The organism is Actinacidiphila sp. bgisy145 (assembly GCF_057708125.1).
Genome location: NZ_JBYIRL010000005.1, coordinates 151,326 through 163,780 on the forward strand (window position 1 = coordinate 151,326; position 12,455 = coordinate 163,780).

Consider the following 12,455-nt stretch of genomic DNA (forward strand, 5'->3'; position numbering starts at 1 on the left):
GCGGACCCGGCCCTACGTCTCGCAGGCCAGCTCCGTGGCGCACAGCGCGCACCGGGCGCGCAGCCGCCCCGCGCAGGGCAGGCGGATGCGCTGGAAGCAGGTCGGGCAGGCGAAGGAGACGCGCAGGTCGGCCGGGGGACCGGTGAACGCGTAGCCGGCGCTGTCCGGGGCGGCGCCGGCCCGGCGGTGCCGCGCGTACAGGCAGCGGGCCGCCCACGGCGCGGCGGCCAGCGGCGGCCGGCGCAGGTCCTGCCGGGCCCGCTCGAGCCCCGCCCGGTAGGCGTCCGCGGCCTGCGGACTGCGCAGCCAGGGCTCGATGTCGTCGCCGAGGGCGAGCGCCCGCTTGGCCAGGACGTACCCGAACTCCTCGGGCGTGAGGTAGCCGAGCTTGTACGCGGCCATGGTGATCCGCTCCCCGCGCAGCGCGGGCTCCTCCCGGTAGGCGTCCAGCAGCAGCCAGCCCGCGCCGAGGTAGGCGGCCGCGGTGTCGGTGAGGATCTCGTTGTCGCGGGTGCCGGGGAACTCCAGCCCCAGCCGGTGCAGGTAGACGTGCGTCACCTCGTGGGCGAGCGCGGCGCCCACGTCCCGGCGGTCGGTGCGGAACCGGGCGTGCAGCTCCACGAAGTACTCCGGGCCCGCGGCCAGTTCGACGCTGCCCGCGTGCGCCATGTCGCGGAACCCCACCACCATGCGGGCGTCCGGCAGCCGCAGGTGCCGCACCATCACCCGGGCCACCCGCAGCGCGCCCAGATACGGGTCCTCGTCGTCGGGGAAGTCCACCAGCTCCCGCCGCACACTCGCCGCGAACCGGGCCACCCCGTCCGCCGACAGCCGCCGGTACAGCGCGGTCAGCGCCCGCCGCACCGTGTCCAGATGCGGGAAGCCGTGCACGATCGGCCCCCCGGCCGCCTCCGCGCCGCCCCGCGCCGACCCGTCCATGGCCACCTCCCCGCGCCCCTGCGAGCGTAACCCCTCCACCGGTACGCGCGCCGGGCCCCGCGGCACCGCGGCCTCGCACAGGTGCGCCGGCCTCGTATCCATGATCGGTGAAGGCGTTCCACCAGCGGCTTTCGTGCGGCAGCATGAAGGGCATGCCTGCTCTCAACCGCGCCGAGGCCGAGACCCGCGCCCGTGACCTGGCCGTAGCGCACTACGCGATCGACCTCGACCTCACCCAGGGAGCCGAGCGCTTCGGATCGACCACCGTCATCCGCTTCGCGGCCCTTCGCGACTGCGACACCTTCGCCGAGGTCGAACCGGCCGCCCTGCACCGTGTGCTGCTCGACGGCACCCCGGTCGACACCGCACTGCTGGACGGCAACCGGCTGCCGCTGCCCGGACTCGCGCAGGGCCCGCACGAACTGCGCGTCGAGGCCGACATGGCCTACTCGCACACCGGCGAGGGCATGCACCGCTTCACCGACCCCGCCGACGGCGAGACCTACCTCTACACGCAGATGTTCCTCGCCGACGTGCGGCGGGTCTTCGCCGCCTTCGACCAGCCCGACCTGAAGGCCCGCTTCGAGGTGGCCGTCACCGCGCCGGAGCACTGGACGGTGCTCGGCAACGGCATCGCCACCCGCACCGCGCCCGGCCGCTGGCAGATGGCCCCCACCCCGCCGCTGCCCACCTACGCCGTCGCGGTCGCCGCCGGCCCCTACCACGCGGTGCGCGCCGAGCACGCCGGGCTGCCCTTCGCGCTGCACGCCCGCCGCTCGCTCGCCGCGCACCTGGACCGCGCCGCGCCCGACCTGCTCGCCTTCACCTTCCGCTGCTTCGACCGCTACCGCGAGATGTTCGCCGAGCCGTACCCCTTCGACTCCTACGACCAGGCGTTCGTGCCCGAGTTCAACTTCGGCGCCATGGAGAACCCCGGACTGGTGGTCCTGCGCGACGAGTACGTCTACCGCTCGGACGCCACCCCCACCGAACTGCGCAACCGCGCGGTGGTCATCGCCCACGAGATGGCCCACATGTGGTTCGGGGACCTGGTCACCCTGCGCTGGTGGGACGACATCTGGCTGAACGAGTCGTTCGCGGAGTACATGGGCTACCAGGTGGTCTCCGAGGACCCGCAGTTCGCCGGCGCCTGGACCGACTACGGCGCCAACCGCAAGTACCGCGGCTCCGACAGCGACCAGCGCCCCTCCACGCACCCCGTCGCGCCGCTGCCCGAGGACGTGCCCGACACCGCGTCCGCGCTCACCAACATCGACGGCATCTCCTACGCCAAGGGCGGCTCCGCGCTGCGCCAACTGGTCACCTGGATGGGCCGGGAGGACTTCCTGGCCGGCCTGAACGCGCACTTCGCCCGCCACCGCTTCGGCAACGCCCGCCTCGCCGATCTCATCGACTCGCTGTCGGCCGCCACCGAACGCGACGTGCCCGCCTGGGCCGAGGCGTGGCTGCGCAGCACCGGCATCGACACCCTCACTCCGTCCGCGTCCCTCGCGCCCGGCGGCTGGCGGCTGGAGATCGGGCACAGCGGCCACCGCCCGCACCGCATCGACGTCGGGCTCTACGACCGCGCGCCCGGCGACACCGCGCGGCTGGTGCTGCGCGAACGCGCCACCGTGGACATCACGGCCACCGCCGCCGTCGAGCGCCGCACCTTCGACGGCGCCCGGCCCGACCTGGTGCTGCTCAACGACAACGACCTCAGCTACGTCAAGGTCCGCTTCGACGACCGCTCGTGGGAGGCGGTGCGCGACGCGCTCGGCAGCATCCCCGACCCGCTGTCGCGCTCCGTCGCCTGGAACGCGGCGCGCGACCTGGTACGGGACGCCCGGCTGGCGCCCGCGCAGTACCTGGACCTGGTGGGCCGGCACCTGCCGGGGGAGGCCGACCCGTCGATCGTGCACGGGGTGCTCACCTTCGCCCGGGTGACCGTCGCCGACCGCTACCTCGGCCCGCAGGCGCGGCCCGCGGCGCTCGCCGCACTCGCCGCCACCGCCCGCGCGCTGCTCGCCGAGGGCCGCCCCGGCAACCGGCTCACCGCCCTGCGCGCACTGGCCGCCTCCGCGGCGGGCGACGCCGGGACGGCCGAACTGCGCGGCTGGTACGACACGGGCACCGGGCCCGGCGGCGACACCCTCGACCAGGAACTGCGCTGGCTGCTGCTGGCACGGCTGGCCGTCCTCGGCGCGGCCGACAGCGCCGACATCGACGCGGAGCTGGCCCGCGACCCCGGCGCCGCCGGACACGAGGCCGCCGCCCGCTGCCGCGCGTCCCTGCCCGACCCCGGGGCCAAGGCCGCCGCCTGGCAGGCGATCTTCCACGAGTCGCGCTCCGCGCACCTGGTCGGCGCGGCCGCGGACGGCTTCTGGCACCCCGAGCAGCGGGAGGTGCTCGCCGACTACCTGCCGCGCTACTACCCCGACGCGGCAGCGGCCGCCGCCCGGCGCGGCCCCGCGATCTCCGACGCCGTCGCCCGCCGCGGCTTCCCCGGCACCGAAGTCACCGCACCCGCCCTGGCGTTGGGCCGCGCCGCCCTGGACGACCCCACCCTCACCCCGGCCCTGCGCCGCGCCCTGACCGACCAAGTCGACGACCTCGCCCGCGCCCTGCGCATCCACCAGGTCTTCCCCGCCTGAGCGGGCCCCTTTCCCGCACCGACGCCAGGGCGTCACGGGGTGCCGCGCGGGCGGTCCGTGACGCCAGCGCGGTGCGCGGGCCGCGGGGCTTTGTGGGGTGCCCTGGCGGGTGCGGGGCCCGGTCCGCTCTGGGGCCGAGCCCGTCCGCTCGTTCGGCCCCGGCCGAAGGCCGTTCGGCTCGGGGAGCGGAGGGGCGGCGCCCCTCCGTCCACACCCCGGCCCCGCCCGGCGGGAGATGTGACGTAGCGTGGATCTTCAACTGGCCTGAAATCGAGGCGAGTTGGGGAGAGTTCGGGGGACGGGCGCGGGTCGGGGTGGGGACGTACCCATTCGGGGCAGCGGTCGTTGAACACAACGCCCTTGTCGTGCGCGCCGGCGGGCGCCGGTCGGGCCGCGCCGTGCCGCCGCTGAGTGAGGAACACCCATGCCGATGCCCGGACTTGCCGGAGGACGTGGAACCGCCGAGGCGCTGCGCCCCCTGGTGGACACCGTCTGCGGCGCGCTGGCGGACGGTGCCCGCGACCGCGGCGGTCCGATGCCGGGCGGCGGACCGCAAGGCGTCGCCCGGCTCGTCGAGCAGGCCGCCCCCGACGTACTGCCGCTGGCCGGCACCGGCGAGCACGAAGCACTCGCCACCCTGGTGCACCTCATGGCGGCCGGCGCCGCCGACCCCGCCGACCCGCTGTGCGCCGCCCACCTGCACTGCCCGCCGCTGGCGGTCGCGGTGGCCGCGGACCTTGCCGCCTCCGCGCTCAACCCGTCCATGGACTCCTGGGACCAGGCCCCCGCCGCCAGCGCCCTCGAAGCACGGGTGACCGCGGCGCTGGCCGCCCTCGTCTACCCCGACCTGCCCGCGCCCGACGCGCTGGTGACCACCGGCGGCACCGAGTCCAACCAGCTCGCCCTGCTGCTCGCCCGCGAGCGCGCCGCCGGCGGCCCCCGGGTCCAGGTGGTGTGCGGCGCCAACGCCCACCACAGCGTCCAGCGCGCCGCCTGGCTGCTCGGCCTGCCGCAGCCGATCGTGCTCGACACCCCCGCCGGCGTCCTCGACCCGGCCGCCGTGGACACCGCACTCGACCAACTGCCCGGCCGCCCCCTGGTGGTGGCCACTGCCGGCACCACCGACAGCGGCGCCATCGACCCGCTGCCCGCGATCGCCCACGCCGCCGGGCAGCACGGCGCCGAACTCCACGTCGACGCCGCCTACGGCGGCCCCCTGCTGTTCAGCAGCCGCGAGGCCGCCAAGCTCGACGGGTTGCAGTCCGCCGTCTCCGTCACCCTCGACCTGCACAAACTCGGCTGGCAGCCGGTCGCCGCCGGACTGCTGGCCGTACCCGACGGCACCGCGCTGCGCCCGCTGACCCACCAGGCCGACTACCTCAACGCCGCCGACGACACCGAGGCCGGCCTGCCCGACCTGCTCGGCCGCTCGCTGCGCACCAGCCGCCGCCCCGACATCCTCAAGGTCGCCGTCACCCTGCGCGCCCTGGGCCGCGAGGGCCTCGCCGCCCTCGTCGACGCCGTCTGCGACCTCGCCCACGACCTCGCCGACCGCATCGAGCGCCACCCCGCGCTCACCCTGCACGCCCGGCCCGCGATCAGCACCGTCCTGTTCCGCCCGACCGCCGCGGACGACGAGGAGACCGCCGAGCTGCGGCGCCGCCTGCTCCACGAGGGCCGCGCCGTACTCGGCCGGGCCCGCGCCGACGGCCGGCTCTGGCTCAAGGCCACCCTGCTCAACCCGCACCTGCGCCCCGACGACCTCGACCGGCTGCTCCACCTCACCACGGAAGGCACCACGGCACGATGAACCCCACCCCGTCCGGCGCCGACGGCGCCCCCGGCACCGCCGCGCCCGCGGAGGAGCCCTTCGACCTGCTCGGCGTCGGCATCGGCCCGTTCAACCTCTCCCTGGCCGCGCTCGCCGACGGCGTCCCGGAGCTGACCGCCGCCTTCTACGACCAGCGCCCCGACTTCCGCTGGCACCCCGGGCTACTCATCGACGGCGCCACCCTCCAGGTGCCCTTCCTCGCGGACCTGGTCACCCTCGCCGACCCCACCAGCCGCTGGAGCTTCCTCAACTGGCTGCGCGGCCGCGACCGGCTCTTCCCGTTCTACTTCGCCGAGCGCTTCCATGTGCACCGCGCCGAGTACGACGCCTACTGCCGCTGGGTCGCCCAGGCACTGCCCACCACCCACTTCGGCCAGCAGGTCGACAGCGTGCGGTGGAACCCGGCCCGCGCCCTGTTCGAGGTGGACCACACCCACGTCGACGCGCACGGCGAGGCCGAGGCGCTGGCCCGCACCTACGCCCGGCACCTGGTGATCGGCGTCGGCACCCGGCCGCACGTCCCCGAGCCGCTGCGGCCGCTCGCGGACTCCCCGGCGGTGCCGGTCGTGCACTCCTCGCGCTACCTCCAGGAGCGCGAACGGCTGCTGGCCGCCGAGCACATCACCGTGGTCGGCTCCGGGCAGTCGGGCGCCGAGGTCTTCCTCGACCTGCTGCGGCAGCGCCCGCCCGGCCGGGAGCGGATTACCTGGCTGGCCCGGACCCCGGCGTTCGCGCCCATGGAGTACAGCAAGCTCGGCCTGGAGCACTTCACCCCCGACTACACCCGCTACTTCCACCAGCTCGCCGAGCCGGTCCGGGACCGGCTGGTGCCGCAGCAGTGGCAGCTGCACAAGGGCATCGACACCGAGACGATCAGCGAGATCCACGACGAGTTGTACCGCCGCTCCCTGGAGGGCGGCTGGCCCGACGCGGTGCTCGCGCCGGGCGTCAGCGTCCGCACCGCCGGCCGGCTGGGCACGCAGAGCGTCGAGTTGCACGTGGAGCACGCCGAACAGGGCACCCGCACCCGGCTGGTGACCAACGCGGTGGTGCTCGCCACCGGTTACGAGGAGCGCCCGCTGGACCGGCTGCTCGACCCGCTCGCGCCGTACGTCGGGCGGGACGCGTCGGGCCGGCCGCAGATCGACGCCCGCTACCGGATGCGGCTGGACCCCTCGGTCTCCGGCCGGATCTACGTGCAGAACGCCGAGCGCCACACGCACGGCGTGGGCGCGCCCGACCTGGGGCTCGCCGCCTGGCGGTCCGCGGTGGTGCTCAACGACCTGACCGCGCTGCTGACCGGCACGGAGCACTACCGGCTGCCGGACCGGACCGCGTTCACCACCTTCGGCCTGCCCGGCCCCGCCCCGGCCGGCGGACCGGGCGCGGGGCAGGGGACAGGGCAGGGGACGGGAGCGGGTGCGGGGGCCGCCGACACGGCCCAGGAGCTCAGCCGAACAGCGGAACTCCGTCGCGGGTGAGCTGCCACTGGTCGCCGCCGAAGCCGGCCGGGTCGATCGTGCCGTGCGCCTGCACCCACGCGATGATGGTGTTGCGGATCTCGTCGGAGGTGGACCACACCGACTGCGCGGCGGCCACGTGCGGGTAGTTGCTGCCGCCGCTGGAGCGGTAGTTGTTCACCGCGAGCACGAACTGCGCGGCCGGGTCGAGCGCCGCGCCGCCGTGCGTGAGGTTGGTGACCCGCGAGCCGGCCGGCTGCGCGATGTCGATGTCGTACGACACCCCGCTGAGCACGTCGTAGCTGAAGTCGGGGGTGTTGTTCGCGTTGGTGATCTTCGTGACGTCCACGGCGGCGTCCGGCGCGGTCTGCACGAAGTACTCCGCGGACCACTCCAGGTAGTCCTTGATCTGGGCGCCGGTCAGCAGCTTGGCGTCCAGGGTGTTCTCGTAGACGTACAGGCCCGCCACGTCGCGCAGCGAGACCTGCCCGGCGGGGATGGCCGCGGTGCGGGAGAAGGGCGACGCCTGGGAGAGCACCGGCAGGTCGGCGTAGTCGGTGCCGGCCAGCGCGGCGGTGACGGTGTCGGCCTGGACCTTGTTGATGAAGTCGATGATCGGGGTGTCCTTGTAGGTGGACTCCGCCGCGGACATCGCCTCGGTGCAGGTGCCGACGACCTGGTTGACGTAGTCGACGACCTTCTGGTGCTCGTCGCGCACCAGCTTGGCGACGGCCGGGTCCTCCTCGACGGTGTTGGCGTTGCGCACCTCGGCCTTGACGGAGGTGACCTTCCAGCGGCCGTGCTCCAGCTCCAGGTCGATGTCGAAGACGCTCAGCCGCATGCCCCACATCAGCGGCTCGGACAGCACCACGGTCCTGCCGGTCTCCTCGTTGACCACCAGGGTCTGCGGGCGCTCCACGTGGGTGTGGCCGACCAGGATCGCGTCGATACCGGGCACCTGCGCGGCGACCAGCGAGGAGGCGTTCTCCGGGTAGGGCACCGCGTCGCCGTAGGTGGTGCTGCCGTCCAGCCCGGAGTGGTCGGTGCAGAACACCACGTCGCAGCCGAGCGCGCGCAGCTTGGGGACGTACACCCGGGCCTGCTCGACCAGGCCGGGGAAGGACAGCTGGCCTTGCACGTTGGCCTTGTCCCACACCGCGATGCCCGGGTTGGTCAGGCCCAGGATGCCGACCTTGATGTTCGGGCCGCCCTTCACCCGCAGTTCCTTGACGAGGTAGGGCGGGAAGGCCGGGCGCAGCGTCTTGGCGTCCACGGCGTTCGCGGCCAGCAGCGGGAAGTCGCACTGGTCCTGGAAGGCGCGCAGCAGCGGGATGCCGTAGTTGAACTCGTGGTTGCCCAGGGCGGCGGCGTCGTAGCGCATGTGGTTCATGGCCAGCGCCATCGGGTGCTGGGGGCCCTTCTTCGCGCCGGTGATCGGCTCGACGCGGGCGAAGTAGTAGGACAGCTGGGTGCCCTGGATGATGTCGCCGGCGTCGACGAGCAGGGTGCGGTCGTGGCCCTTCTCGGCGCGGGCGTCCTCGACGAGGGTGGCGAGCTTCGCCATGCCGACGTCGTTGTGGGTCGCGTCGTCGTACTCGGCGTCGGTGAAGTAGTCCCAGTTCAGGGCGTGGCCGTGGACGTCGGTGGTGCCCAGCACCCGCAGGCTGTAAGTGGTGGGCCGGTGGCCGTGGCCGGGCGCGGGCTGCCGGTCGGCCGCCTGCGCCGGTGCCGCCGCCACCGCACCGGCCGCTCCGGTGAGCGCGACGCCCGCACCTGTCGCGGCGGATCGGTTGATGAAGTCCCTGCGGTTGAGCGGCATGTCGGGTTCTCCCTGAAGGGGTCGGGCGGTGGGCGCGGCCGGACGGCATCGCGACGCGCGTAGATTCTGGACCAGAGGAGGGGCCCGGCAACACCCCCGGGGAGTGAACGGCCCGCCGCTCGTACACGATGGGCCGGCGACGACCGCGCGCGAGGACCGCGGACCGCTCATCGGAGCGGGCGCCCGCACACACTTCGACACTTGTCAACAACCGTTAATCCGAACGTCGTTGGGCTGTTGGCGTCACCGCGCTCCCTACCAACGAGTAAGTCATACGCTCGACACATGCGCCGAGCCAAAATTGTCTGCACCCTGGGTCCTGCCACCGAGTCCTACGACCAGATCAAAGCACTGGTCGAGGCGGGGATGGACGTCGCCCGCCTGAACCTCAGCCACGGCGGCTACGCCGAACACGAGGACCGCTACCGCCGCGTACGCAAGGCCGCCGACGAGACCGGGCGCAGCGTCGGCATCCTCGCGGACCTTCAGGGCCCGAAGATCCGGCTGGGACGTTTCGCCGAGGGGCCCGTACTGCTTGAACGCGGCGACGAGTTCACCATCACCGTCGACGACATCGAGGGCGACCAGACGATCTGCGGCACCACCTACAAGGGCCTGACCGCCGACGTCGCCCGAGGTGAGCGCATCCTCGTCGACGACGGCCGGGTCACCCTGGAGGTGACCGACGTCGAGGGCCCCCGCGTGCACACCATGGTGATCGAGGGCGGCATGGTCTCCGACAACAAGGGCCTGAACCTGCCCGGCGTCGCGGTCTCCGTCCCGGCGCTGTCCGACAAGGACATCCGCGACCTGCGCTGGGCGCTGCGCACCGGCGCCGACGTCATCGCGCTGTCCTTCGTGCGCAGCGGGCGCGACATGGACGACGTGCTGCGGATCATGGCGGAGGAGGGGCGCCGGGTCCCGGTGATCGCCAAGATCGAGAAGCCGCAGGCGGTGGAGAACCTGGAGGACATCGTCGACGCCTTCGACGGCATCATGGTCGCCCGCGGCGACCTGGGCGTCGAGATGCCGCTGGAGGCCGTGCCGATCGTCCAGAAGCGCGCGGTCAAACTCGCCCGGCGCAACGCGAAACCGGTCATCGTCGCCACCCAGATGCTCGACTCGATGATCGACAACTCCCGCCCCACCCGCGCCGAGGCCAGCGACGTCGCCAACGCGGTGATCGACGGCACCGACGCGGTGATGCTCTCCGGCGAGACCAGCGTCGGCAAGCACCCGATCGAGACGGTCAAGGTGATGTCCCGGATCGTCGCCGCCGCAGAGGAGGACATCCTCGCCGCCGGGCTGCCGCCGCTCACCGACAGCAACAAGCCGCGCACCCAGGGCGGCGCCGTGGCCCGCGCCGCCGCCGAGATGGGCGACTTCCTCGGCGCGTCGTACCTGGTGGCCTTCACCCAGTCCGGCGACACGGTGCGCCGGCTGTCCCGCTACCGCTCGCCGATCCCGGTGCTCGCCTTCACCCCCGAGGAGGACACCCGCTCCCAGCTCAACCTGACCTGGGGCGTCGAGACGTTCCTCGGCCCGACGGTGCAGACCACCGACGAGATGGTGCAGCAGGTCGACGAGCAGCTGCTGCGGATCGGCCGCTGCAAGAAGGGCGACGTCGTGGTGATCACGGCCGGTTCGCCGCCCGGAATGCCCGGCACCACCAACATGGTCCGGGTCCACCACATCGGTGAGGACGACTCCCCGAAACGGTAATGCACCATTGCCGACGTTGGTGCTGACTTCCCAGCTTGGAGCGGTCGGCGCCCCTTCTCCAATAGGGGGCCCCGCCAGACGGACAGTCCGGCGGGGCCCGTCGGTTTTCGGCCAGTGGCGGAAACTCCGAACCCTCGCAATTAACACTCTGTTACCTGTCTGCAATACGCAATCGGCGGCCCGCGCTCCCTCGCCGCCGCCGTGCGCCGCCGCCCCCGTATTCCCGTTGCGTCGATCTTGTCCGAAATGACGGCGTACCGCTGCCGCCGGCCTGCCGCGCCCACTCGAAGTGCACGTTCTCATCATGCGGACCCCGCGCAAAGCACCCAAACAGCACGGCAAACCTCAACTGAAGCTCAAGAACAGACGTTTGGCATAACAAGACAGTCACACTCTTCGCCGTACTGCTCCCCGACCCCCCATCACGCGCCTAGAGTCACGGCCAGTCACCGCGCCTCCGAATTAGCGATCGGACTGAAGCGTGCGACTTCGACCGTCCACGAGGACCGGTCGAGCCAGGGGAAAGGACCGCTTGTGCGACACCGCTCTTTGCTGCTGCTCACCTCCGTATTGACCACAGGAGCCCTCACTCTGACCGCCTGCGGATCGCGCAGCGACGACAGCAAGAAGAGCGGCGGCGACGGTGGTGGCAGCGGCGTCACGCTCACCATCGGCGTCGACGCGCCGCTCACCGGCCAGAACTCCGCCACCGGCCTGGGCCTGCAGTACGGCACGCAGCTCGCGGTGGACGACGCCAACTCCAAGAAGCTCGTGCCCGGCGTGACCTTCAAGGTCAAGGCGCTGGACGACAAGGCGCTGCCCGCCACCGGCCAGCAGAACGCCACCGCCCTGGTGCAGGACAACAACGTCATCGGCGTGGTCGGCCCGCTCAACTCCGGTGTGGCCGAATCCATGCAGCAGGTCTTCGCCACCGCCAACTTGGTGGAGATCTCGCCGGCCAACACCAACCCCGACCTCACCCAGGGCAAGAACTGGGCCACCGGCAAGAAGGTCCGCCCCTTCAAGACCTACTTCCGCACCGCCACCACCGACGCCAACCAGGGCGGCTTCGCGGCGGACTACGCCTACAACACCCTGAAGAAGAAGGACGTCTTCGTCGTCGACGACAAGCAGGCCTACGGCGCCGGCCTCGCGTCGATCTTCAAGAGCAAGTTCGCCGCCCTCGGCGGCAAGATCGCCGGCACCGACCACGTCAACACCGGTGACACCGACTACTCCGCGCTGGTCACCAAGATCAAGCAGTCGCACGCCGACATGCTCTACTACGGCGGCCAGTACGACGAGTCCGAGCTGATCACCAAGCAGCTCAAGGCCGGCGGCGTGAACATCCCGCTCATGGGCGGCGACGGCATGTACTCCGACACGTACATCAAGACCGCGGGCGCGGCCGCCAACGGCGACCTCGCCACCTCCGTCGGCGTCCCCGTCGACACCCTCCCGGCCGCCCAGAACTTCATCAAGGCCTACAAGGCCGCGAAGTACCCCGGCGACTACGGCACCTACGGCGGCTACTCCTACGACGCCGCCACCGCCATCATCAACGCCGTCAAGAGCGTCATGGACGCCAACGGCGGCAAGCTGCCGGCCATGAACGACGCCCGCTCCAAGGTCGTCGACGCCGTCCAGAAGACCGACTTCCAGGGCATCGCCGGCCACGTCTCCTTCGACCAGTACGGCGACACCACCAACAAGCAGCTCACCGTCTACCAGGTCAAGAACGGCAAGTGGACCGCCGTGAAGAGCGGCGTCTACACGGGCTGACCGACCCCGCAGCACCGAGGGCCGGGGGGGGGGGGGGGGCCGGGGATGAGAGCAACAGCTCTCCCCCCCCCCCCCCCCCCCCCCCCCCCCCCACCCCCCCCCTCCCCCCCCCCCCACACCCACCCCACCATCCCCCCCCCGAACACCCCCCCCCCCCCCCCCCCCCCCCCCCCCCCCCCCCCCCCCCCCCCCCCCCCCCCCCCCCCCCCCCCCCCCGCCCCACTGCTTGCCGCCCCCGCGACCCACCC

General features: G+C 72.8%; 7 protein-coding genes. 5 read left to right on the plus strand and 2 right to left on the minus strand.

What is annotated here, in order from left to right:
• Positions 1-12 precede the first annotated feature (12 nt).
• The gene (locus AC3ERT_RS06885; protein ID WP_435173192.1) at positions 13-939 is read right to left on the minus strand and encodes a hypothetical protein; all 927 of its coding nucleotides are present in this window, start codon (positions 937-939) and stop codon (positions 13-15) included.
• Between the two features lie 152 nt (positions 940-1,091).
• Between AC3ERT_RS06885 and pepN the strand changes: the two genes are divergently transcribed.
• The 3 genes from pepN to AC3ERT_RS06900 all read left to right on the plus strand — a co-directional run bounded on the left by pepN (position 1,092) and on the right by AC3ERT_RS06900 (position 6,905).
• Entirely contained in the window at positions 1,092-3,593 is a 2,502-nt protein-coding gene (gene pepN / locus AC3ERT_RS06890) for an aminopeptidase N (RefSeq protein WP_435173193.1), read from the plus strand.
• Between the two features lie 424 nt (positions 3,594-4,017).
• A complete protein-coding gene (locus AC3ERT_RS06895) occupies positions 4,018-5,403 on the plus strand; it encodes a pyridoxal phosphate-dependent decarboxylase family protein (protein WP_435173194.1) in 1,386 nt (461 codons plus the stop codon).
• Entirely contained in the window at positions 5,400-6,905 is a 1,506-nt protein-coding gene (locus AC3ERT_RS06900) for a lysine N(6)-hydroxylase/L-ornithine N(5)-oxygenase family protein (RefSeq protein WP_435173195.1), read from the plus strand. Before AC3ERT_RS06895 ends, AC3ERT_RS06900 begins: the two co-directional genes overlap by 4 nt.
• On the opposite strand, the gene AC3ERT_RS06905 is transcribed toward AC3ERT_RS06900, so the two are convergent.
• Positions 6,874-8,703 (minus strand): bifunctional metallophosphatase/5'-nucleotidase, encoded by a 1,830-nt coding sequence (locus tag AC3ERT_RS06905; RefSeq protein ID WP_435129776.1) that lies wholly within the window; start codon positions 8,701-8,703, stop codon positions 6,874-6,876. The two genes, AC3ERT_RS06900 and AC3ERT_RS06905, sit on opposite strands and share 32 nt — an antisense overlap.
• 285 nt (positions 8,704-8,988) lie before the next feature.
• On the opposite strand from AC3ERT_RS06905, the gene pyk reads away from it, so the two are divergent.
• Entirely contained in the window at positions 8,989-10,425 is a 1,437-nt protein-coding gene (gene pyk / locus AC3ERT_RS06910) for a pyruvate kinase (RefSeq protein WP_335973628.1), read from the plus strand.
• A gap of 534 nt (positions 10,426-10,959) precedes the next feature.
• Positions 10,960-12,207 (plus strand): branched-chain amino acid ABC transporter substrate-binding protein, encoded by a 1,248-nt coding sequence (locus AC3ERT_RS06915; protein WP_335973622.1) that lies wholly within the window; start codon positions 10,960-10,962, stop codon positions 12,205-12,207.
• Positions 12,208-12,455 lie beyond the last annotated feature (248 nt).

Coding starts and splice junctions, on each gene's coding strand:
- AC3ERT_RS06900 (WP_435173195.1), top strand. CDS start 5,400: ATGAACCCCACCCCGTCCGGCGCCGACGGCGCCCCCGGCACCGCCGCG.
- pyk (WP_335973628.1), top strand. CDS start 8,989: ATGCGCCGAGCCAAAATTGTCTGCACCCTGGGTCCTGCCACCGAGTCC.
- pepN (WP_435173193.1), top strand. CDS start 1,092: ATGCCTGCTCTCAACCGCGCCGAGGCCGAGACCCGCGCCCGTGACCTG.
- AC3ERT_RS06905 (WP_435129776.1), bottom strand. CDS start 8,703: ATGCCGCTCAACCGCAGGGACTTCATCAACCGATCCGCCGCGACAGGT.
- AC3ERT_RS06885 (WP_435173192.1), bottom strand. CDS start 939: ATGGACGGGTCGGCGCGGGGCGGCGCGGAGGCGGCCGGGGGGCCGATC.
- AC3ERT_RS06895 (WP_435173194.1), top strand. CDS start 4,018: ATGCCGATGCCCGGACTTGCCGGAGGACGTGGAACCGCCGAGGCGCTG.